Raw genomic sequence first — 24,613 nt, 5'->3', positions numbered from 1 at the left:
TTTTTGTGCCACCTGTAATCTAACAGGTTGTATTTAATTAACTTTTATTAACGGATAAATATGAAACTTCATTCTTTAAAATCAATTTTCTTAATTGCGATCAGTGCATTAGTGATTTCAATCAATGTACAAGCAGTTGAACAAGTAGTAGCGACCATTGATGGTACACCTATTTTAGAAAGTCAAGTTAGAAAAGCATTAGGTGGTAAAGCAAATACTGAAAGTAATCGTACTAAAGCATTAGATAACATTATTGATGATATGTTGGTACAAAAAGCCATTAAAGAATCAGGCGTTAAAGTGAACCCTGCTCAAGTGGATCAAATCGTGCGTCATATTGCGGCACAAAATGGCTTAACTTATGGTCAATTATTAGATGCGTTAGATTACCAAGGCATTTCATTACAACAATTCCGTAATAATATTGCTAATCAGATTTTAATGTCAGAAGTACGTAATCGTACTATTGGTAAATATATTGATGTCAGCCGTGAACAAGTAGAAGCCTTGAGTCATCAAATGTGGGAACAGGCGAAAAACAGTAGTAATCAACAAGCCTTAACCACAACACATTACAGAGTGCGTCATATTTTGTTAAAACTAACTCCATTATTGAATGATGAGCAAGCAAAAGCAGAGTTAAACAAAATTCGTACCGATATTGCTTCAGGTAAAACCACCTTTGAGAGTGCTGCTAAAGATTATTCAAAAGACTATTTATCAGGTGCCAATGGCGGTGATTTAGGTTTTGCTCCAGCTGATAATTATGTACCTGAATTTGCCAAACAAGTAGCAAATGCGAAAAGAGGTGCCATTACTGCACCATTTAAAACTGAATTTGGTTGGCATATTTTGGAAGTTACCGATACCAAACAAGGTAAAGCCAGTGAAAATATGTTCCATCAAAAAGCGTATGAAACGCTAGTAAATCAGCAATTACAAGAAGAATCCAAAGACTGGGTAAAAGCCTTGCGTAAAGGGGCGGATATTCAATATCTTGTTAAATAAACCATTTTCTCAGGTGGGCAATCGCCCACCTTTTTATTTTTTACCTTACATAATACATACAGTATGAATTCAAAACGACATTTAGGACATACCGCTCGAAAACGTTTCGGGCAAAACTTTTTACATGATGACAATGTGATTCAAGGCATTGTATCCGCCATTTATCCGCAAAAAGATCAATATCTAGTGGAAATTGGTCCCGGCTTAGGGGCATTAACCGAACCTGTCGGTGAGCAAGTAGATCAGTTAACCGTAGTCGAATTAGACCGAGATCTAGCAGAACGCTTACGCCATCATCCTTTTTTACATCACAAATTAAAGGTGATTGAAACCGATGCGATGCAATTTGATTTTGGCAAATTGTATGATGATGAAAGGCTGGTGGAGAAAGGGCAAAAATTACGGGTATTTGGTAATTTACCCTACAATATCTCGACACCGTTAATGTTTCACCTATTCAAATTCCACGACAAAATCCAAGACATGCACTTTATGTTACAAAAAGAAGTGGTCAAACGCTTGTGTGCAGCCCCCAATAGCAAGGCTTATGGACGGCTGACGATTATGGCACAATATTTTTGCCAAGTCATGCCTGTATTAGAAGTTCCACCAACAGCATTTAAACCCGCACCGAAAGTGGATTCCGCAGTGGTACGGTTAATCCCTCATCAGATTTTGCCCAATCCAGTGAAAGATCTGTATTGGTTAAATCGTGTGACCAGTCAAGCCTTTAATCAACGCCGTAAAACCTTGCGTAATGCCTTATCAACGCTATTTTCTACGGAAAATCTCACCGCACTTGGGGTGGATTTAAATGCTCGTGCAGAAAATTTGAGTATTGCGGATTATGCCAGATTAGCCAACTGGTTATATGATAATCCACCTGCAGAAGATAAAACGGAAATTTCCGATATTGATGACTAGGAGCGTAGATGTCAACTTACATTGTCGGCGACTTACACGGTTGCTATGATGAATTGCAACTTTTGTTGCAACAAGCTCAATTTGATGCCACGCAAGATGAACTTTATTTCACCGGTGATCTGGTTGCTCGTGGTGATAAATCCCTTGAATGTTTACGCTTTGCTAAATCTTTAGGACAACGTGGTCATACGGTATTAGGCAATCATGATTTACATTTACTTTCCACCGCACTGGGGATTAAAAAAGTCAAAGCTCGAGATAAAGTAGATGCCATCTTTGCTGCCCCTGATTTTGCTGAATTAATGGATTGGCTACGTCATCAACCCTTGTTTATTCACCATGAAAAACTGAATTTTACTCTCGTTCACGCAGGTATTTCGCCTGACTGGGATTTAAGCACGGCTCAACAATGTGCTAAAGAAGTCGAAGCGGTTTTACAATCCGACCACTATGCGGATTTACTCAAACAAATGTATGATAGCCACCCTAATCGTTGGTCGTCTGAATTAACGGGTATTGATCGTTTACGTTACATTATTAATGTGTTCACCCGTATGCGTTTTTGCTATGCAGATCATCGTTTGGATTTTGATTGTAAAGTGCCGTTAGATCAAGCTCCAACCGAATTAATGGCATGGTATCAATGCGATAACCCATTATTCCAAACCGAAAATATTATTTTTGGACATTGGGCAAGCCTTGTGGACACACCGACACCGAGTAATATTTATGCCTTAGATACAGGTTGTGCATGGGGCAATCGAATGACGTTGTTACGTTGGGAAGATCAGCGGTATTTTGTGCAAACGAGCTTGAATGCCACGATTGACTAGAAATGAACAAAACCGCGGTGAAAAAAAATGAATTTTTTTCACCGCAGTTAGAGAGTTAGTAACGAGATTAATTTACATAACGACTAATTGCACCTGCAATTTCAGTGTCTTTATATAATGCTGAAACCACATCTTTCAACGTTGCATCTAAGGATTTTTGAATATCATCATTATTCACCCCCAATGCACCTTCATCAACACGGCTCGCACCAAAGTTCTTGGTAAAGTTACCTTTAAACCCTTGAACGTGAACTTCTAGCTGAACTTTAGAGGTAATTTTATGGCGAATATTGCCCTCTTCCACTTTCGCATAAAAATCTTTTACCGTCACTAGTACATTCGTATTTACGCCACTGTCGGCTAAACGAAAACCTTTTGCGTTCAAATCTTGTTGAATCACTTGTTGAAATAATTTTTCTACTGCTGGAGAAGAATACAATTTAAATAATGCACTATTCATTGTGTAGCTTGAGATTTCAGGTTGGCTACGTCCATCTTTACTCACCACATTGACAATCGCTTTTTGATTTTGTGCATTAAATGCTGTCGTAGCTGTTGGAGATTGTGGATTGAAACTTAATGTATTGCTCGGGGTGTTGGAGCAGCCTACCAATAAAATTGCACTTGCCACTAATGTAGCCAATGAGATTGTTTTACTTAACTTCATGATTGATCCTTTAATGTCAAAATTTATATGGTTATATTCTTGCAAACTTCGTCAATAATGTATAGCCTTTCTATGCAAAATTTTTATGTTAGGAAATCATCTATGTCAAAACAACAAGAATTAGAAAAACGTTTAATTGCAGAATTTCAACCGCACTTTGTGAAGATTGAAAATGAAAGCTATATGCACAGTTCAGGAAAAGGGGCAAATTCACATTTTAAAATTGTGTTAGTCAGCGACAAATTTAACAGCATTCGTCAAGTAGCTCGTCATCGCCTGATTTATCAATTACTTGCTCAAGATCTCGCAAATGGTATTCATGCCTTAGCCTTACATACCTATACCCCAACAGAATGGCAAAACCTACAAGGAAATTATCCTAAATCACCAAATTGTGCTGGCGTGGGTTTATAACCCCGTAGATATTAAAATATTTTCACCTTTTTTTAACAAAAACACATAAAAAAGTACGGTTAAACTGGAAGAACGGTCAGATTTTAGTTAAAATACTTTGTTATTATTGTTTTTTTATGAACAACACTGAATTTGAGTTTTTATTTTTATGATTTCTTGGGGGGCTATCTTTTATTCTCTCCAACGTTATCACTCAAAGTGCGGTCATTATTTTAGCAATTTTTATTTTAAAAATAGTGACTTAATTTTTAACCCTAACGAAAAAGTAGTGCAAATAATGATTACGATTAAAAAAGGCTTGGATCTTCCTATTGCAGGAAAACCCGAACAAGTAATCCGTGACGGTAATACCGTAACCGAAGTTGCTATGCTTGGCGAAGAATATGTGGGTATGCGTCCTTCAATGAAAGTACGTGAAGGAGATGTGGTGAAAAAAGGTCAAGTTCTTTTTGAAGATAAAAAGAATCCTGGCGTAGTTTTCACTGCCCCTGCAAGTGGTACTATAACTGCGATTAATCGTGGTGCTAAGCGTGTATTACAATCTGTGGTTATTCGTCTGGAAGGTAACGAACAAGAAACATTTGCTAATTATGGCGTATGTACCTTACGTCAATTAACTGAACAGCAAGTACGTCAAAATTTACAATCCTCAGGCTTATGGACAGCATTTCGTACTCGTCCATTTAGCAAAATTCCTGCAGTAGATGCCGTACCATCATCTATTTTTGTGAATGCCATGGACACCAATCCATTAGCTGCTGATCCTGCAGTGATTATTGAACAATATGCAGATGATTTTACTAATGGTTTAACTGTGTTAGGTCGTTTACACAATAAAATTAATCTGGTGAAAGCTGCTGATGTCACATTACCAAGTGCTAGCACCACCCTCGTTCATGATGTGAAAGGGGTTCATCCAGCAGGTTTAGTGGGAACACACATTCATTTCATCGATCCCGTCAGTTTCACTAAACATGTGTGGCATTTGAATTATCAAGATGTAATTGCTATTGGTAAATTATTTACCACTGGTGAATTATTTACTGATCGAGTGGTTTCTTTAGCGGGTCCACAAGTGAAAAAACCACGTTTAGTCCGTACTTGTCTAGGTGCAAATCTATCACAACTTACAGCAAATGAATTAAACAGTGGTAATAACCGTGTGATTTCAGGTTCTGTATTACATGGTGCAACTGCACAAGGTCCATATAATTACTTAGGTCGTTATGCCTTGCAAGTGTCGGTGTTAGCCGAAGGTGACGAAAAAGAATTTATGGGTTGGATCACACCACAGCCAAATAAATATTCCATTACTCGTACCGTGTTAGGTCACTTTAGCCGTAAATTATTCAATTTTACCACCGCAGTTAATGGTGGCGACCGTGCCATGGTACCAATTGGTTCTTATGAACGTGTGATGCCGTTGGATATTTTACCCACCTTATTATTACGTGATTTAGCCGCTGGTGATACGGATTCAGCACAAGCATTAGGTTGCTTAGAGTTAGATGAAGAAGATTTAGCCCTTTGTACCTATGTTTGTCCAGGTAAAACCGATTACGGTGTGTTATTGCGTCAAGCATTAGAAAAAATCGAGAAGGAAGGTTAAAAATGGGTTTAAAACATCTTTTTGAAAAAATGGAACCCGCATTCCTACCAGGTGGTAAATTCGCTAAACTTTATCCTGTATTTGAGGCTATGTTTACCTTGCTTTACACACCAGGTACGGTAACAAAGAACGGTACTCACGTACGTGATGCGATTGATTCAAAACGTATGATGATTACCGTGTGGTTAGCATTGTTCCCAGCAGTATTCTACGGTATGTATAACGTAGGTCATCAATCCATCAATGCGATTGCAAGTCTTGCTACAACTGTTGATGCGTTAGCTACTCAAGATTGGCACTATGCGATTGTTCAATGGTTAGGTTTAGATGTTTCTTTAGATGCTGGTATCGGCAGTAAAATGGCATTAGGTGCGGTGTTTTTCCTACCAATTTACCTAACTGTTTTCTTGTTAGGTTCTGCGATTGAAGTTGCCTTTGCGGTAGTTCGTGGTCACGAAGTTAATGAAGGTTTATTCGTAACAACAATTCTGTTTGCTTTAGTTGTTCCACCAACCTTACCATTATGGCAAGCGGCTTTAGGGATTACTTTCGGTTTAGTAGTAGCGAAAGAAGTATTCGGCGGTGTAGGTAAAAACTTTATGAACCCAGCCCTTGCTGGTCGTGCATTCCTATTCTTCGCTTACCCTGCTCAAATTTCGGGTGATGCTGTTTGGACTGCGGCAGATGGTTTCTCTGGTGCAACCGCTCTTTCTCAATGGGCGCAAGGTGGTGAAGCTGCATTAAAACACATTTCCACTGGTCAACCTATCACGTGGATGGATGCGTTTTTAGGCAATATCCCTGGTTCAATGGGTGAAGTATCAACCCTTGCCTTGATTATCGGTGGGATAATTATTTTATTTGCTCGTATTGCTTCTTGGCGTATTATTGCTGGTACTTTCTTAGGTATGGTGATTACAGCGACAGCCTTTAATCTAATCGGTTCTTCGACCAATGCAATGTTCTCAATGCCTTGGCACTGGCACTTAGTGTTAGGTGGATTCGCCATCGGTATGATCTTTATGGCAACCGACCCTGTTTCAGCATCATTTACTGAAAAAGGTAAATGGTGGTACGGTGCGTTAATCGGCTTTATGGCAGTATTAATTCGTGTCGTCAACCCTGCTTATCCCGAAGGTATGATGTTGGCTATTTTATTCGCTAACTTATTTGCTCCATTGTTTGACTACCTAGTGGTTCAAGCAAATATCAAACGTCGGAGAGTTCGCAATGTCTAAATTTAATAAAGATAGCGTAGGCGGCACATTAACCGTTGTCGTACTGTTAAGTTTGATCTGTTCTCTTGTGGTGGCTGGTGCTGCGGTATTGCTCAAACCAGCCCAAGATGTGCAGAAACAGCTTGATAAACAAAAAAATATTTTACAAGCCGCTGGTTTAATACAACCAAACATTAATATCCAAGAAGTCTATGCAAAATCTATTGAACCTAAAATCGTGGATTTAGCTACTGGCGACTATGTAGAGGGTATTAATAATTTTGATGCAAAAGCCGCTGCGAAAGATCCAAAAACCAGCATAGCTATTGAACCAGCAGACGATAAAGCACACATCAAAGTGCGGGCTAAATATGCAGAAGTTTATTTAGTTAAAGATGAAACTGGCAAAACGACCCAAGTGGTATTACCAATGTATGGTAATGGCTTATGGTCTGTGATGTATGGTTTTGTTTCTGTGGCAACCGATGCCAATACCGTGAAAGGGATTACTTACTATGAACAGGGGGAAACCGCTGGTCTTGGTGGTGAAATCGCCAATCCACTTTGGCAGAAAAAATTTGAACATAAAAAAATCTTCAACGAACAAGGTGAAGTTGCTTTAGGTGTGCATAAAGGTGGTTCAGCTGATGTGGAACATGGTGTAGATGCCTTATCAGGTGCAACCTTAACATCTAACGGTGTAGATGGTTCAATTAAATACTGGTTCGGTCCAAATGGTTTTGGTCCATATTTAACCAAATTCAAAGCAGCAATGGGGGCAAACTAATGGCAAGTTCTAATCTTAAAAAATTGTTGTTATCACCTATCGCTGATAGCAACCCGATTGCATTACAAATCTTAGGGATCTGTTCTGCATTGGCAGTAACGACCCAATTACAAACTGCGGTAGTCATGGCGATTGCGGTAAGTTTAGTAACGGCTTTTTCAAGTTTATTTATTTCTCTTATCCGTAACTATATTCCAAATAGCATTCGTATTATCGTACAAATGGCGATCATTGCCTCATTGGTAATTTTGGTTGACCAAATTTTGCGTGCTTATGCCTATGATTTATCTAAACAACTTTCGGTATTCGTTGGCTTGATTATCACCAACTGTATCGTAATGGGGCGTGCGGAAGCCTTTGCGATGAAATCCGCTCCATTAGAAAGTTTCGTAGATGGTATCGGTAACGGTCTAGGTTACGGTGCAATCTTAGTTACTGTAGCATTTTTACGTGAATTAATTGGTTCAGGTAAATTATTCGGTATAACCATATTCCAAACCATCAATGATGGTGGCTGGTATCAAACCAATGGTTTATTCCTATTAGCACCAAGTGCATTCTTTATTATCGGTTTCCTGATTTGGGGTTTAAGAACTTGGAAACCTGAGCAAGTGGAGAAATAAAATGGAACATTATTTAAGTCTATTTGTAAAGTCCGTATTTATTGAAAATATGGCACTTTCTTTCTTCCTTGGTATGTGTACATTCCTTGCAGTATCAAAGAAAGTTTCAACTGCCTTTGGTTTAGGAATTGCCGTTATCGTAGTATTGGGCATTGCCGTGCCAGCTAACCAATTAGTGTTTACCCACATCTTAAAAGATGGGGCATTAGTGGAAGGGGTGGATTTAACTTTCTTAAATTTCATCACCTTTATCGGGGTGATTGCTGCATTAGTACAAATTCTTGAAATGGTATTAGATAAATTTTTCCCGACACTTTACAGTGCGTTAGGGATCTTCTTACCATTAATCACGGTAAACTGTGCCATTTTCGGCGGTGTATCCTTTATGGTACAACGTGAATACAACTTCCCAGAATCTGTGGTGTACGGTATCGGTGCTGGCACTGGCTGGATGTTGGCTATCGTGGCTCTTGCAGGCTTAACCGAAAAAATGAAATATGCTGATGTACCAGCAGGTTTACGTGGTTTAGGGATTACCTTTATCACCGTAGGCTTAATGGCGTTAGGCTTTATGTCATTCTCAGGCATTCAATTATAAGGAGCATATCGTGGATAGTAATTTTATTTTCGGTATCGGCATTTTTACAGCCCTTGTATTAGTGCTTGCAGTGGTTATTTTATTCGCTAAATCTAAATTAGTGGATTCAGGCGATATTACCATTTCTATCAATGATGATCCTGAAAAAGCGATTACATTGCCAGCAGGTGGTAAATTATTAGGGGCATTAGCTAGCAAAGGAATTTTCGTTTCATCAGCTTGCGGTGGCGGTGGCTCTTGCGGTCAATGTGTGGTAAAAGTGAAATCTGGTGGTGGTGAAATTCTTCCAACCGAACTTTCTCATATTACCAAACGTGAAGCCAAAGAAGGTTATCGCTTATCTTGTCAGGTAAACGTCAAATCCTCAATGGATATTGAATTACCAGAAGAAATCTTTGGCGTGAAAAAATGGGAATGTACCGTTATCTCTAACGATAACAAAGCCACTTTCATCAAAGAACTTAAATTGGCAATCCCTGAAGGTGAAGAAGTGCCATTCCGTGCAGGTGGGTATATTCAGATTGAAGCTGAACCTCATACTGTGGCATACAAAGACTTCGATATTCCAGAAGAATATCATGAAGATTGGGATAAATATAATTTATGGCGTTATGTGTCAAAAGTCGATGAGCATATTATTCGTGCTTACTCTATGGCATCTTATCCTGAAGAAAAAGGCATTATTATGCTTAACGTACGTATCGCCACACCGCCACCACGTAACCCAGACGTGCCGCCAGGTCAAATGTCATCTTATATTTGGTCATTAAAACCAGGTGATAAAGTCACGATTTCAGGTCCATTTGGTGAATTCTTTGCTAAAGAAACCGATAATGAAATGGTATTTATCGGTGGTGGTGCTGGTATGGCACCAATGCGTTCCCATATCTTTGACCAATTAAAACGCTTACACAGTAAACGTAAAATGTCATTCTGGTATGGTGCTCGTTCAAAACGTGAAATTTTCTATGAAGAAGATTTCGATATGTTGGCTCGTGAAAACGACAACTTTGAATGGCATATTGCCTTATCCGATGCGTTACCAGAAGATAACTGGACAGGTTACACGGGCTTTATTCACAATGTGCTTTATGAAAACTACTTGAAAAATCACGAAGCACCAGAAGATTGTGAATACTACATGTGTGGACCACCAGTGATGAATGCTGCCGTGATCAAAATGCTGAAAGATTTAGGCGTTGAAGATGAAAACATCTTGTTAGATGATTTCGGTGGTTAATTGACATTTTGCCCCCCACAGCCCTGCGGGCAGCTCCCCCCGTAAACTGGGGGAGCGAAATATTTAAAACACTTTTTCTTCCCCCTGCTTGCGGGGGGAAGTCCCCGAAGGGGGATGGGGGGCTAATTAAGCGGTCAGGTTTTCTAACCGCTTTAACCATTTTCATAAAATAATAAAGCATTGACGTTATATTAAATCAAAAATATGAAACTAAAACACCTATTCACCCTAACCCTAAGCCTTTTCCTTGTTGCTTGTGGTAAACAACCCGAAATCATTACTCTAACAGGCAAAACCATGGGAACCACCTACCACATCAAATATATTGATGACGGCAAGGTAAGCCAACAAGCAGAACAAACTCATGAACAAATTGAAGTGATGTTGAAAAAGGTGAACGATCAAATGTCCACCTATATTCCGACCTCAGAATTAAGTCGCTTTAACCAAAATACCCAGATTAATCAGGCGATTGAAATTTCCCCTGAATTAGGCAACGTAATCGCCGAGTCCTTACGTTTAAACAAATTAACAGACGGAGCATTAGATGTTACGGTTGGACCTTTAGTCAATTTATGGGGATTTGGTCCAGAAAAACGTTTAGACCAACAACCTAGCCAACAGCAACTCAATGAACGTTTGGCTATCATAGGGATTGATAAATTAAAATTAAATCATAATGGCGATAAATATAGTTTAGAAAAAAACATTCCTCAGCTTTATGTAGATTTATCTTCCATTGCCAAAGGTTATGGCGTAGATCAAGTGGCGGATTATCTTGAAACAATCGGCACGCAAAATTATTTAGTGGAAATTGGTGGTGAAATCCGAGCCAAAGGCAAAAATGCAGAACATAAAGATTGGCAAATTGCCATTGAACAACCCAATTTTGATGGTTCTCGTTCCGTACAAAAAATTGTTGGCTTAAAAGATCTCGGCATGGCAACATCAGGAGATTACCGCAATTATTTTGAACAAAATGGCGTTCGCTATAATCACGAAATCGATCCGAAAACAGGCTACCCTGTGCAACATAAATTAGCCTCTATTACCGTATTACACCCGTCCGCAATGACTGCTGATGGCTTGTCCACAGGATTATTTGTATTAGGTGAAGAAAAAGCCCTTGCCATTGCAGAACAACAAGGCATTGCCATTTACATGATTATCAAAACAGAGAAAGGTTTTGAAACAAAAATGTCATCAAAATTCACCGCACTTTTCATGGAACAAAATAAATAAGGAAATATTATGCAAGTTTTTTTAGTCACCTTTGGCATTTTTATTTTAGTGATTTTCGGCATGGCATTGGGTTATATTGTCAAACGTAAATCCATTCAAGGGAGCTGTGGGGGTATTTCATCGTTAGGTATGAAAAAAGTTTGTGACTGTGATGAGCCTTGTGATAATCTAAAAGACAAGGTCGCCAAGGGGGAAGCAGATCCGAAAGAGTTAGAACGCTTTACTAAACCTGCCTTTTATGAAGTGAAATAATTACTGCTCCGTATTAGTATACGGGGATACGCAAATCATGATGCTTTGCATCTTTAGACCAGCTACGGAGTAGCGTCACCATGTTTAACCCCATACGTGAGTATGGGGGAAGAGAACGAAGTTATGCAATCAACCACCTACAACCATCATTTTCCAACCCTCACCGCCGATCAGCTCGCCCACAACCAAAGCAAAAAAGTCATCGTGGGGATGTCAGGTGGCGTAGATTCTTCCGTATCTGCCTTTATCCTACAACAACAAGGCTACCAAGTGGAAGGCTTGTTTATGAAAAACTGGGAAGAAGATGATGATACCGACTACTGTACTGCTGCCGCTGATCTTGCCGATGCACAAGCAGTTTGCGATAAACTAGGTATTCACTTACATAAAATCAATTTTGCAGCGGAATATTGGGACAATGTATTTGAACATTTCTTAAGTGAATATAAAGCTGGTCGCACGCCAAATCCTGATATTTTGTGCAACAAAGAAATTAAATTCAAAGCCTTTTTAGAATATGCGGCAGAAGACCTAGGTGCAGATTATATCGCTACAGGGCATTATGTTCGCCGTTCAGGTGATGATGAGCATGCTCAATTATTACGTGGTTTAGATAGCAATAAAGATCAAAGCTATTTCCTTTATACCTTAAGCTATCAACAAGTTGGACAAAGCCTGTTCCCAGTTGGTGATATTGAAAAACCAATTGTACGAGCTATAGCGGAAGATCTCGGCTTAGTCACCGCGAAGAAAAAAGATTCTACTGGCATTTGTTTTATCGGCGAACGCAAATTCAAAGATTTCTTAGCTCGTTATTTGCCTGCTCAACCTGGTGAAATTCGTACGGTGGACGGTAAGTTAGTCGGTCATCACGATGGGTTAATGTATCACACCTTAGGACAACGCAAAGGCTTAGGAATTGGCGGTGTACAAGGATTAAGCGAAGATCCTTTCTACGTGGTTGAAAAAGACTTAATTAACAATGTATTAATCGTGGCTCAAGGACATGATAATTCCGCCTTGCTTTCCGTAGGTTTAACCGCCAGCCAACTACATTGGGTAGATCTCCAACCTATCCGCCAACCGTTACGTTGCACAGTTAAAACTCGCTATCGCCAAAGCGATATTCCTTGCGAAATTATCCCCATCAACAATGATAATATTCGTGTGATATTTGACGAGCCACAAATTGCCGTCACCCCAGGACAAAGTGCGGTATTTTATCAAGGAGAAATTTGTCTGGGGGGTGGGGTGATTGAAACACAAGTTAAATAGCAAATAAAACCGCGGTGAAAAAACAAATATTTTTCACCGCAATCCAAACTATTATTTTACCAACTCTACAACTTCCTTCGTCAACCGTCCAATCTCATCCCACTTTTTCTGCTTGATCAAGGCTTTTTCTACAAACCAAGATCCACCACAAGCGACCACATTTGGAATGGCTAGATAGTCTTTAATATTGGTCGGTGAAATTCCCCCTGTTGGCATAATTTGCAAATTGCCGTAAGGACCAAGTAAGGCTTTAATCATTTTCACCCCACCGCTGGCTTCCGCTGGAAAAAATTTTACTGCGGTGATACCAAATTCTAATGCAGCTTCAATGGACATTGGATTATTCACCCCTGGTGTAATTGGCAAACCTAGATCTTGACAGAGTTGTACAATTTTTGGGTTAAATCCTGGAGTAACAATGGCATCTGCTCCTGCGTTCTTAGCAGCGACCACTTGTTCTGCGGTCAACACTGTGCCTGCTAAAATCAACACATCAGGATAATGCTGACACACTAGACGAATAGATTCTTCAGCAGCAGCAGAACGGAATGTGATTTCCGCTACGGGTAAGCCGTTATCAGACAAGGTTTTGACCAAAGGTAAAATATCTTGTGCATTATCTACTGCAATAACAGGGACAACTTTTAAGTTTTTTAATTTTTCAATCAGTTGTTCGGTTGTGTATGACATAGTTTTTCCTTAATTAAATTGGTTACGTAAATTTTGAGATAACTATCTGTCTTTTCACATAAATTGTCAATTAAAAACATCATCTAGTTTTTAGTACATCGTCCTAAATCTTTAAAACATTCTCAAAAAATGCTATGATCAGTTCTAATTTTTCCAACTTCATCTTCATCAAAAAACATGGCAAATTATCAAGATATCACTATCGCCCTAGCTGGGGTTTGTCAGTCGGCAAGATTAGTGCAACAGTTTGCACAACGAGGGCAAGCGAATACCTATGCCCTAGAAGTTTCTTTAAAAAGTTTATTACAAACACACCCAACTGATACATTGGCGGTTTTTGGTGGTTCGTTGGATAATATCAAATTAGGCTTAGAAACCTTAATTGAACAACTAAATGCTCAAAACCCTGAACTCGCTCGCTATTGGTTGAGCTTAGTAGCAATGGCTGGCAAATTGCAAGATAATGCGGAAGCGAAATCTCAGCTCGCCCATCGTATTCAATATATGCCAACTCAATTAGAATATTATTCACTGCTTGATGAAACCATGTTAGAAAAAATTGCTACTATCTATACCGATATTCTCAGTCCATTGGGTAAACGGATTCAAATATTCGGTAATGCGGAATATTTACAGCAACCATCTATTCAAAACCGTATTCGAGCCTGTTTGCTAGCGGGTGTTCGAGCGGCTATGCTTTGGCAACAAGTAGGTGGTAGCAAATGGCAACTGCTATTCTCTCGCCGTAAGATCCTAAATATGGCACAACAATTATATGAAACTATTTAACGGAGCAAAATCTCTATGTCTTTCAATGCTATGCAACTCAATGCGTTAACTGCACTTTCCCCGATTGATGGTCGCTATCAAGATAAAACCACTGCTTTACGTGGTATTTTTAGCGAGTTTGGTCTATTAAAATTCCGTGTCACCGTTGAAGTACGTTGGTTACAAAAATTGGCATCTACTGCACAAATTAGTGAAGTTTCTTCTTTGTCAAAACAAGCAAACGATTACCTCGATCAACTTGTGGCAAATTTCAGTCTTGCCGATGCTGAACGCATTAAAGAAATTGAACGTACTACCAATCACGATGTGAAAGCGGTGGAATATTTCTTAAAAGAAAAATCCGCCGCCTTACCTGAATTGGCGGCAATTAGCGAGTTTATCCATTTTGCTTGTACATCAGAAGATATTAACAATCTGTCCCATGCGTTGATGTTAAAAACGGCTCGTGAAGAAGTGATTTTGCCACAATGGCAAAAATTAATTGATGAAATTACAAGGTTAGCGAACGAATACAAAGAAATTCCATTGCTCTCCCGTACCCATGGTCAGCCTGCATCCCCGTCCACTGTCGGCAAAGAAATGGCGAATGTGGTGTATCGCTTACGCCGTCAATTTAATCAATTAAAACAAGTGGATGTGTTAGGCAAAATTAATGGTGCGGTGGGCAACTATAACGCCCATTTATCTGCTTATCCTGACATTGACTGGCATCAATTCAGTGAACAATTCGTCACTTCCCTTGGCATTCAATGGAATCCCTACACCACCCAAATTGAACCCCATGATTACATTGCAGAGTATTTTGACGCCGTGGTGCGTTTTAACACCATTATCATTGATTTTGACCGTGATTTATGGGGTTATATTGCATTAAATCATTTCAAACAACGCACTATTACAGGGGAAATTGGCTCAAGCACCATGCCACATAAAGTTAATCCGATCGATTTTGAAAACTCTGAAGGCAATCTTGGGGTGGCGAATGCGGTGATGACCCATTTAGGGCAAAAATTGCCAATTTCTCGCTGGCAGCGTGATTTAACCGACTCCACCGTATTGCGTAATCTCGGTGTCGGCTTGGGTTATTGCTTAATTGCCTATGCTGCAACGCTCAAGGGCATTAGCAAATTAGAAGTGAACGAACAACATTTACGTGATGAACTTAACCAAAACTGGGAAGTGTTAGCAGAACCCATTCAAACCGTGATGCGTCGCTATGGCATTGAAAAACCTTATGAAAAGCTAAAAGAATTAACCCGTGGCAAACGTGTTGATGAACAAGCGATGCGTGAATTTGTGGAAAAACTGGATATTCCAGAAGAAGAGAAAGTGCGTTTACAACAGCTTGCGCCTGCGAATTATATTGGTGATGCAGTGAAGTTAGTGGAAAAACTTTAATCATTGATTTAATTGAAAAAAGTGCGGTGTTTTTCACCGCACTTTTGGTTTATGGCATAGTAGACAAAATAGTTGGCACTTTTTTATACACCATGCCCTAGTAGACAAAATATAATTCTTGTTGTTATAAAAGGGCTAAGTCCTATCGAACTTAGCCCCTAATTTATCTATTTATGTTACTAGGTAATTACCATTGGTAACCAACACCCACACCACCTGAGTAGTGTCCTTCGCTATTGGCAGTACCATTCAATTTGATAATAACTTTACCATTATCACTTGCTCTGGAGTAACCAACCGCAAGAGCAGATGCTCCACTATACACACCACCTGCGGCAGCAACCATGGATTTACCCGGTATATAAACCTGCGGTAAGGAAGAAGCCGCTGCGGCATTTGCACCTATACCACGAACACGTTTATCTAATTTAGATACACGTTGATCAAGTTTAGTTACATTTTGGGTAACATTTTTAAGTTGACCAACATTCACTGCATCGGTATCACCTACACCAGGAGCAACGTTAGTGATTCGCATAGGAGAAGAACCGTCAGAACCCGCAATGTTAATTGCTTTGCCATTGGAGTCTTCTGTTGTACCTATTGTTGCTGTATTACTACCTTTACCAACAGTAACAGTTTCTGTGGTTACAGTCTCAAATGTTGGTTTCAATGAAGTTGCAATGGAAATATTCTTACCATCTTGCGTAATTGCAATATTGTTACCCGCTTTCACACTGACGGTATCTCCCATCGCCACTTTAGTCGTGGTATTTCCTGTAACTGTACCTGTTGAACCCTCAACTGTACCAGTTGTCACATTCCAGCCTTTGTTAACTTCAGTTGTGATATTAGTTACATTTTGGTTAGTTTGATATAACTGGCTACCATTAACTGCATCGGTACTTGTTGCTGAAAGCTCACCTTTATCAACATGAGTAATTTTTTGATCACCCGCATTGATACCGTCATCTTTACTAATGCTTACATTACCAACGGTGACATTATCAAAGTTTACATCACGTTTAGTGGCAACTGTGTAAACGGTTTGACCGTTAGCACCTGCTGCACTAGTTACGTTAATGTTATCGCCTGCTTCCACTTCTGTTTTCGCAGCTGTCACATTTTGTTCAATCTTATAAATCTGACTACCGTTAACCGCATCAGTGCTGTTAGCAGAAATATCACCTGCAGCGACTCCAGTTACTTTCTTATCACCAGCATTAATACCAGTTTGAGTAACACTTGGACCACCTGCAATAGTTAAACCATTATTGGTGACTGTAGTATTACCCACAGCTAACCCGTTATTATCAACGGTAGTATTACCAACAGTTACCGAACCATTAGCACCTAAATTAAGATCTTTAGCCAAATCAAATGTTACGTTTCCATTGTTATTAGTAATATTAATATTACCATCTGTATTAGTTAACGCTACCGTTGTGTTTGGTTTCACAGTGGTTTGGTTTGTGCCATCCGTTAAGTTCCAACCTGCATTGACAGTGTTATTCACCACATTTAATTGGGCTACGTTAACCGCATCGGTGCTATTAACGCCTGCTGCAACGTTAGTAATAGTATGGTTACCATTATCTAAACCGTTATTGGTTAAGCTGACCGTATTGCCACCATTAATAATTGTGACACCATCTTTATTAATCACGGTATTGCTGCCAACACCACCAAAGGTTGCACTGGTGAGATCGGTTAGCTCTTTCGCCATGTTCACCACTAACGCATCATTGTTCACTACATCTACCCGTAAGTTTTTATCCGTTACGTTAGATGCTTGTGATAAGTTACCTCTAATGGTGACGATTTCATTTAGTTTTTTGCCTACTGTGACGTTACTATCATCGCCACGGAAGAAGAGTCCGTCATTTAAGGTCGCTACACTTTGGTTATCGTACACGATGCGAGTAGTACTTGTGCCGTCAATACCATTTTTGCCGTTCGCCACGGTAATATTCGCACTGGCTCCGTCTTTGCCAGTTAAACCAATCGTACCGTTTGTACCGTCTAAGCCAATGGTACCATTGGTTCCCGCCTCACCTTTTAAGGTAATGGTGGTGACATTTAAGTTGTCGGCTAAGTTAAAGGTGACGTTATTATCCGTATTCACTACTTTAATATTGCCGTCTGTATTAGTTAACGCGACTGTTGTGTTTGGTTTCACGGTGGTTTGGTTTGTGCCATCCGTTAAGTTCCAACCTGCATTGACGGTGTTATTCACCACATTTAATTGGGCTACGTTAACCGCATCGGTACTATTAACGCCTGCTGCAACGTTGGTAATAGTATGGTTACCATTATCTAAACCGTTATTGGTTAAGCTGACCGTATTACCACCATTAATAATGGTGACACCATCTTTATTAATCACGGTATTAGCACCAACACCACCAAAGGTTGCACTAGTCAAATCGGTTAGCTCTTTCGCCATGTTCACCACTAAGGCGTCATTGTTCACTACATCTACCCGTAAGTTTTTATCCGTTACGTTAGCTGCTTGTGATAAGTTACCTCTAATGGTGACGATTTCATTTAGTTTTTTGCCTACTGTGACGTTACTATCATCGCCACGGAAGAAGAGTCCGTCATTTAAGGTCGCTACACTTTGGTTATCGTACACGATGCGAGTAGTACTTGTGCCGTCAATACCATTTTTGCCGTTCGCCACGGTAATATTCGCACTTGCACCATCTTTACCAGTTAAACCAATCGTGCCGTTTGTGCCATCTAAGCCAATCGTACCATTAGTTCCCGCCTCACCTTTTAAGGTAATGGTGGTGACATTTAAGTTGTCGGCTAAGTTAAAGGTGACGTTATTATCCGTATTCACCACTTTAATATTGCCGTCTGTATTAGTTAACGCTACCGTTGTGTTTGGTTTCACAGTGGTTTGGTTTGTGCCATCCGTTAAGTTCCAACCTGCATTGACAGTGTTATTCACCACATTTAATTGGGCTACGTTAACCGCATCGGTACTATTAACGCCTGCTGCAACGTTGGTAATAGTATGGTTACCATTATCTAAACCGTTATTGGTTAAGCTGACAGTATTGCCACCATTAATAATGGTGACACCATCTTTATTAATCACGGTATTAGCACCAACACCACCAAAGGTTGCACTAGTCAAATCGGTTAGCTCTTTCGCCATGTTCACCACTAAGGCGTCATTGTTCACTACATCTACCCGTAAGTTTTTATCCGTTACGTTAGCTGCTTGTGATAAGTTACCTCTAATGGTGACGATTTCATTTAGTTTTTTGCCTACTGTGACGTTACTATCATCGCCACGGAAGAAGAGTCCGTCATTTAAGGTCGCTACACTTTGGTTATCATACACGATGCGAGTAGTACTTGTGCCGTCAATACCATTTTTGCCGTTCGCCACGGTAATATTCGCACTTGCACCATCTTTACCAGTTAAACCAATCGTGCCGTTTGTGCCATCTAAGCCAATCGTACCATTAGTTCCCGCCTCACCTTTTAAGGTAATGGTGGTGACATTTAAGTTGTCGGCTAAGTTAAAGGTGACGTTATTATCCGTATTCACTACTTTAATATTGCCGTCTGTATTAGTTAACGCGACTGTTGTGTTTGGTTTCACGGTGGTTTGGTTTGTGCCATCCGTTAAGTTCCAACCTGCATTGACGGTGTTATTCACCACATTTAATTGGGCTACGTTAACCGCATCGGTACTATTAACGCCTGCTGCAACGTTGGTAATAGTATGGTTACCATTATCTAAACCGTTATTGGTTAAGCTGACCGTATTACCACCATTAATAATGGTGACACCATCTTTATTAATCACGGTATTAGCACCAACACCACCAAAGGTTGCACTAGTCAAATCGGTTAGCTCTTTCGCCATGTTCACCACTAAGGCGTCATTGTTCACTACATCTACCCGTAAGTTTTTATCCGTTACGTTAGCTGCTTGTGATAAGTTACCTCTAATGGTGACGATTTCATTTAGTTTTTTGCCTACTGTGACGTTACTATCATCGCCACGGAAGAAGAGTCCGTCATTTAAGGTCGCTACACTTTGGTTATCATACACGATGCGAGTAGTACTTGTGCCGTCAATACCATTTTTGCCGTTCGCCACGGTAATATTCGCACTTGCACCATCTTTACCAGTTAAACCAATCGTGCCGTTTGTGCCATCTAAGCCAATCGTACCATTAGTTCCCGCCTCACCTTTTAAGGTAATGGTAGTGACATTTAAGTTGTCGGCTAAGTTAAAGGTGACGTTATTATCCGTATTCACCACTTTAATATTGCCGTCTGTATTAGTTAACGCTACCGTTGTGTTTGGTTTCACGGTGGTTTGGTTTGTGCCATCCGTTAAGTTCCAACCTGCATTGACTGTACTACTAATCGCATTTAACTGAGCCACATTAACTGCATCTGTACTATCGGTGCCAGCACTGACGTTAGTAATTTTCTTGTTACCTGCATCAATACCTGTTTGAGTCACACTCGGACCACCAGTAATAATCAAACCATTACTATTGATCAATGTATTATCACCAAATTTAGCACTAGTTAATCCAGTTAAATCTTTCGCCAATTTCACAGATAAAGTGTCGCTACCGTTAGATACCACACCAATGTTATTGTCACTTAAGTTAGATGTATTTGCACCACCCTTCACATTAGTTTGTTCACCTAATTTACGAGTAAATGCTACACCTGCATCGCCACCATACTTAGTACCTTTGCCAATTTCAGTGGTAATGTTGGTAATATTTTGCGTGTTGTTAGATACATTTTGATTAGTCGCATACAATTGCGCACCATTCACTGCATCTGTTGAGGTTGCATTTAAAGTACCATTAGTAACATTAACAATCTTATTACCGCCATTATTTAGACCGCCAGCAGTAATCGCTACTGTGCTGTTAGCAAAGGATAAACCGTTATTATTAATAACTGTATTATTACCAACTTTTAAGCTATTAGTTACATTAACATCATTTGCTAAATTAAAGGTTACATTAGTACCTGATTGAGTAAGATTGATATTATTATCTACATTATTCAAATTTACCGTTGTATTAGGAGTAATACTTTGACTTGTAGTACTATTATTTACAGTTAACTTCCAACCAGCACCCGCTGTGGCAGAGATAGCATTTAACTGATCTAAGTTAACTGCATCTGTACCACTTGTACCATTCGCTACATTGGTAATTTTCTTGTTACCTGCATCAATACCTGTTTGAGTCACACTCGGACCACCAGTAATAATCAAACCATTACTATTGATCAATGTATTATCACCAAATTTGGCACTAGTTAATCCAGTTAAATCTTTAGCCAATTTCACAGATAAAGTGTCGCTACCGTTAGATACCACACCAATGTTATTGTCACTTAAGTTAGATGTATTTGCACCACCCTTCACATTAGTTTGTTCACCTAATTTACGAGTAAATGCTACGCCTGTATCACCGCCATACTTAGTACCTTTGTCAATTTCATTGGTAATGTTAGTGATATTTTGCGTGTTGTTAGATACATTTTGATTAGTTGCATATAACTGTGCACCATTCACTACCTCGGTTGAGGTTGCATTTACAGTACCATTAGCGACATTAACAATCTTATTACCGCCGTTATTTAAACCGCCAGCAGTAATCGCTACTGTGCTGTTAGCAAAGGATAAACCGTTATCATTAATAACTGTATTATTACCAACTTTTAAGCTATTTGTTACATTAACATTGTCTGCTAAATTAAAGGTTACATTAGTACCTGATTGAGTCAGATTGATATTATTATCTGTATTATTCAAATTCACCGTTGTATTTGCGGCAACGTTTTGACTTGCACCGTTATTTACAGCCAACTTCCAGCTAGTAGAACCTGCTGCTGCAGAGATAGCATTTAACTGATCTAAGTTAACCGCATCTGTACCATTTGTACCCGCACTGACGTTAGTAATTTTTCTGCTACCCGCATCAATACCTACTTGAGTTATACTCGGACCACCCGTAATGGTTAAACCATCACCATTAATCAATGTACCACCAAATGTCGCACTAGTTAACCCAGTTAACTCTTTCGCTAATTTGACGGTTAAAGTATCACTACCGTTAGATACTACACCAATGTTATTGTCGCTTAGTTTAGCAGTATCTGCTAAACCACCTTTCACATTAGTTTGTTCACCTAATTTACGAGTAAATGCTGCTCCAGTATCGCCACCATACTTGGTACCTTTACCAATTTCAGTGTTAATGTTGGTAATATTTTGCATGTTATTAGATACATTTTGATTAGTTGCATATAACTGCGCACCATTCACTACCTCGGTTGAGGTTGCATTTACAGTACCATTAGCAACATTAACAATCTTATTACCGCCATTATTTAGACCACTAGCAGTAATAGCTACTGAGCTGTTAGTAAAGGATAAACCGTTATTATTAATAACAGTGTTATTACCAACTTTTAAGCTATTAGTTACATTAACATCATTTGCTAAATTAAAGGTTACACTAGTACCTGATTGAGTAAGATTGATATTACTATCTGAATTATTCAAATTTACGGTTGCATTGGCGGCAACATTTTGACTTGCACCATTATTTACTGCTAACTTCCAACTAGTAGAACCTGTTGCTGCAGTGATGGCATTTAACTGATCTAAGTTAACCGCATCTGTACCATTTACACCTGCACTGACGTTAGTAATTCTTTTACTACCTGCATCAATACCTACTTGAGTTATACTCGGACCACCCGTAATGGTTAAACCATTACTACTAATCAATGTACCACCAAATGTTGCACTAGTTAACCCAGTTAACTCTTTCGCTAATTTGACGGTTAAGGTGTCGCTACCGTTAGATTCTACACCAATGTTATTGTCGCTTAGTTTAGTAGTATCTGCTAAACCACCTTTCACATTAGTTTGTTCACCTAATTGACGAGTAAATGCTGTACCTGTATCGCCACCATACTTGGTACCTTTGTTAAGTTTAGCACTATTAATTTCTACTTTGTTATTAGTTACATACAATTGTGAACCATTTACAACTTCTGTAGAAGTTGAACTTACTGTACCATTTGCTACGTTAGTAATTTTTTGATTACCCGCATTAATACCGTTATTTGTAATAGTCACTGTACCTGCAGTGAATGTGTTTGCATGTACTGAAGTAAAGGTTGGGTTATTTACAGTTGCAATCTTAATGTTGCCGTTATCACCAGAAACATCAATATTTGTACCGTTAATAACGTTTAAGATTGAATTTGCGTTATTAACCGTTTTTACGACCTTACCGTTTGCTTGTGCAGTCCAAGATTGTAAAGCAGAATCAGCTTTTGCTAATGAATCTTTGGTGCCTTGGGAAAGATCTAAATCGTAATTAGTATTTTTGCCTGAAACAGTCGATTTAACAGAAATTGTGCTGCTTGTGCTATTTACGCTGGTAGTTTTTTCAGAGTTATTAATTGCATTAGCTACTTGCTCTGCTGTAGCAAAATAATTACCATTTTGCACCGCACTTACTGAACCATTATGAGCAACATTTAAATTTGATTGGTTAACTGAATAGTTGACTGTTGAAGTGGTACCCGTTGAATCAACAGAAACTTTCGCTGTAGTTCCTGTTCCATTGACAAAATTCACATTACTGCCATTTTTCACTTGGCTCTTTTGCGTACCATTATCTTGAATATTCCAATGAATATTATCTGATGCCGTAGAAACGACAGCTTTTAATTGTGCTACGTTGACAGCATCCGAATCTTCGGAACCTGCTGCTACATTTATAATTTGGCGTTTAACCGTATCTGAACCAACACTAACAGCACCAGTAGTAGGTTTAGTGTTATTAATAGCAGTAATTTGAGTCGAACTGGCTGCCGCTGGAATATATGGATTCACATTCATAGAATCTCTACTTGCGACACTACCTCTCCCCAGAGCCACACCACCATCAGTTGTTGCTTTAGCTAAATCCCCTATTGCAACTGCATTATCAATGGTAGATGAGGCATCTGTACCTATAACAATAGAATCGTACCCTTTTGCGAAAGAATTTGTTCCAATAACTATTGACCGCTCGCCTTTAGCTTTATTATTTGTACCTATAGCAATCGCATCATTACTTTTCGCTTTTGTTCTCACACCCAAAGCAATGGAACGATCTCCTATTGCTCGAGTATTATCTTCTACATACGATGTGGATGGATTTCCATTAGCATTTTCGGTGGCTTCCATCCATGCACTACCAATAGCTATTGACTGTTCACCTTTCGCAGTGGCAGATGAACCCACAGCCAAGCTACCCGTGCCATTTGCCCAAGAAGCGGTACCAATTGCCATGGCATAATCTTGTGTTGCAGCAGCTTGACGCATGACAGCTAATGAGTTAAACCCAGAAGCTAAACCAGATGTACCAATTACTGTAGAACCAATTTTAGTCGCTTGAGAAAAAGCCCCTAAAGCGATTGATAAACCACCAGTTGATCTTGCATAATCACCAACTGCTAGTCCTGATGAGTAATTATCTTTACCTACAGTCGTTGCATGTGCTCCGATAGCAATACCATAGGATGCACCGATGTTACCTGAATAAACATAATCATTATGTTGCCCAGGATAATACATATTTCCTGGATTATGATAGTTATATGCAATATGCCCTTTGAAACCATTTGCAGTTGCTGTACCTTGAACGGCAAGTTGACGATTTGTTTCGCCAATAGCAATCACTGCTTGGGCGGCTTGAGTGATGGAAAATAGTGATAGTGCGATCGCACTTAATTTAAAACTAAAATGCAGGAATGAAGATAAATTATTTTTTTGATTTGTAACGGAAGATTTTGGTTTTCCTTGGCTTGAGGCAAGCTCAGAAACGACAACAAAAGAATGTGTTACTTTGCTCCAAATAACTTTATAAATGTGGTTCATATTAAACCTCCTAAACGTACTGTAATATCTCACTGCCCAGTTTTAACCTGCCGTTGAAACCGTTCATCCCTATGAGCATTACTATTTTTTTTACTAAAAGAAT

The 24,613-nt window shown here is 39.3% G+C and carries 18 protein-coding genes; 15 read left to right on the top strand and 3 right to left on the bottom strand.

What is annotated here, in order from left to right; translation table 11 throughout:
* Positions 1-60 precede the first annotated feature (60 nt).
* From O1Q80_RS03335 to apaH, 3 genes are all read left to right on the top strand, one after another.
* Positions 61-1,008 (top strand): peptidylprolyl isomerase, encoded by a 948-nt coding sequence (locus O1Q80_RS03335; RefSeq protein ID WP_386695673.1) that lies wholly within the window; start codon positions 61-63, stop codon positions 1,006-1,008.
* Between the two features lie 63 nt (positions 1,009-1,071).
* Entirely contained in the window at positions 1,072-1,932 is an 861-nt protein-coding gene (gene rsmA / locus O1Q80_RS03330) for a 16S rRNA (adenine(1518)-N(6)/adenine(1519)-N(6))-dimethyltransferase RsmA (protein WP_386695671.1), read from the top strand.
* 8 nt (positions 1,933-1,940) lie between these two features.
* A complete protein-coding gene (gene apaH / locus O1Q80_RS03325) occupies positions 1,941-2,765 on the top strand; it encodes a bis(5'-nucleosyl)-tetraphosphatase (symmetrical) ApaH (RefSeq protein WP_386695669.1) in 825 nt (274 codons plus the stop codon).
* Between the two features lie 67 nt (positions 2,766-2,832).
* Here the strand turns inward: apaH and O1Q80_RS03320 are convergent, their stop codons facing one another.
* On the bottom strand, positions 2,833-3,432 hold the full coding sequence (locus O1Q80_RS03320) for a YajG family lipoprotein (RefSeq protein ID WP_386695667.1): 600 nt from the start codon (positions 3,430-3,432) through the stop codon (positions 2,833-2,835).
* A 102-nt stretch (positions 3,433-3,534) separates the two neighbouring features.
* Here O1Q80_RS03320 and O1Q80_RS03315 point away from each other — a divergent pair, with 102 nt between their 5' ends.
* From O1Q80_RS03315 to mnmA, 10 genes are all read left to right on the top strand, one after another.
* Complete coding sequence (locus O1Q80_RS03315; RefSeq protein WP_386695665.1) at positions 3,535-3,846, top strand: BolA family protein; 312 nt, start codon at positions 3,535-3,537, stop codon at positions 3,844-3,846.
* Positions 3,847-4,123: 277 nt separating this feature from the next.
* Entirely contained in the window at positions 4,124-5,455 is a 1,332-nt protein-coding gene (locus O1Q80_RS03310; RefSeq protein ID WP_386695664.1) for a Na(+)-translocating NADH-quinone reductase subunit A, read from the top strand.
* A 2-nt stretch (positions 5,456-5,457) separates the two neighbouring features.
* Entirely contained in the window at positions 5,458-6,693 is a 1,236-nt protein-coding gene (locus tag O1Q80_RS03305) for an NADH:ubiquinone reductase (Na(+)-transporting) subunit B (RefSeq protein WP_386695662.1), read from the top strand.
* Positions 6,686-7,459: a Na(+)-translocating NADH-quinone reductase subunit C gene (locus tag O1Q80_RS03300; protein ID WP_386689288.1), complete on the top strand. Its 774-nt coding sequence runs from the start codon at positions 6,686-6,688 to the stop codon at positions 7,457-7,459. The genes O1Q80_RS03305 and O1Q80_RS03300 overlap by 8 nt, the downstream gene beginning before the upstream one ends.
* Positions 7,459-8,082 carry an NADH:ubiquinone reductase (Na(+)-transporting) subunit D gene (locus tag O1Q80_RS03295; RefSeq protein WP_386689286.1) on the top strand — a complete coding sequence of 208 codons (624 nt, stop codon included), beginning with the start codon at positions 7,459-7,461 and terminating at the stop codon, positions 8,080-8,082. The genes O1Q80_RS03300 and O1Q80_RS03295 overlap by 1 nt, the downstream gene beginning before the upstream one ends.
* A 1-nt stretch (position 8,083) precedes the next feature.
* Entirely contained in the window at positions 8,084-8,680 is a 597-nt protein-coding gene (gene nqrE, locus O1Q80_RS03290; protein WP_386689284.1) for an NADH:ubiquinone reductase (Na(+)-transporting) subunit E, read from the top strand.
* Positions 8,681-8,690: 10 nt separating this feature from the next.
* Positions 8,691-9,920 carry an NADH:ubiquinone reductase (Na(+)-transporting) subunit F gene (gene nqrF / locus O1Q80_RS03285; protein ID WP_386689282.1) on the top strand — a complete coding sequence of 410 codons (1,230 nt, stop codon included), beginning with the start codon at positions 8,691-8,693 and terminating at the stop codon, positions 9,918-9,920.
* Between the two features lie 204 nt (positions 9,921-10,124).
* Positions 10,125-11,162, top strand: a complete 1,038-nt coding sequence (locus O1Q80_RS03280; RefSeq protein ID WP_386695661.1) for an FAD:protein FMN transferase — start codon at positions 10,125-10,127, stop codon at positions 11,160-11,162.
* 9 nt (positions 11,163-11,171) lie between these two features.
* Positions 11,172-11,414, top strand: a complete 243-nt coding sequence (gene nqrM, locus O1Q80_RS03275; RefSeq protein ID WP_386695659.1) for a (Na+)-NQR maturation NqrM — start codon at positions 11,172-11,174, stop codon at positions 11,412-11,414.
* Positions 11,415-11,537: 123 nt separating this feature from the next.
* Complete coding sequence (gene mnmA / locus O1Q80_RS03270; RefSeq protein WP_386695657.1) at positions 11,538-12,689, top strand: tRNA 2-thiouridine(34) synthase MnmA; 1,152 nt, start codon at positions 11,538-11,540, stop codon at positions 12,687-12,689.
* A gap of 51 nt (positions 12,690-12,740) precedes the next feature.
* On the opposite strand, the gene O1Q80_RS03265 is transcribed toward mnmA, so the two are convergent.
* Complete coding sequence (locus O1Q80_RS03265; RefSeq protein ID WP_386695656.1) at positions 12,741-13,379, bottom strand: bifunctional 4-hydroxy-2-oxoglutarate aldolase/2-dehydro-3-deoxy-phosphogluconate aldolase; 639 nt, start codon at positions 13,377-13,379, stop codon at positions 12,741-12,743.
* A gap of 177 nt (positions 13,380-13,556) precedes the next feature.
* On the opposite strand from O1Q80_RS03265, the gene hflD reads away from it, so the two are divergent.
* Positions 13,557-14,168, top strand: a complete 612-nt coding sequence (gene hflD, locus O1Q80_RS03260; RefSeq protein WP_386695654.1) for a high frequency lysogenization protein HflD — start codon at positions 13,557-13,559, stop codon at positions 14,166-14,168.
* A gap of 30 nt (positions 14,169-14,198) precedes the next feature.
* The gene (gene purB / locus O1Q80_RS03255) at positions 14,199-15,566 is read left to right on the top strand and encodes an adenylosuccinate lyase (RefSeq protein WP_386696132.1); all 1,368 of its coding nucleotides are present in this window, start codon (positions 14,199-14,201) and stop codon (positions 15,564-15,566) included.
* Positions 15,567-15,753: 187 nt separating this feature from the next.
* On the opposite strand, the gene O1Q80_RS03250 is transcribed toward purB, so the two are convergent.
* Positions 15,754-24,510, bottom strand: coding sequence for a YadA-like family protein (locus O1Q80_RS03250; protein WP_386695653.1), 8,757 nt, complete (start codon positions 24,508-24,510; stop codon positions 15,754-15,756).
* Between the last annotated feature and the right edge of the window lie 103 nt (positions 24,511-24,613).

Origin of the sequence: Lonepinella sp. MS14435 (genome assembly GCF_042485795.1) — a bacterium.
Taxonomy (GTDB): Bacteria; Pseudomonadota; Gammaproteobacteria; order Enterobacterales; family Pasteurellaceae; genus Lonepinella.
Note: the sequence above shows the minus strand (reverse complement) of the source record. Positions and strands in the feature narration are given on the sequence as shown.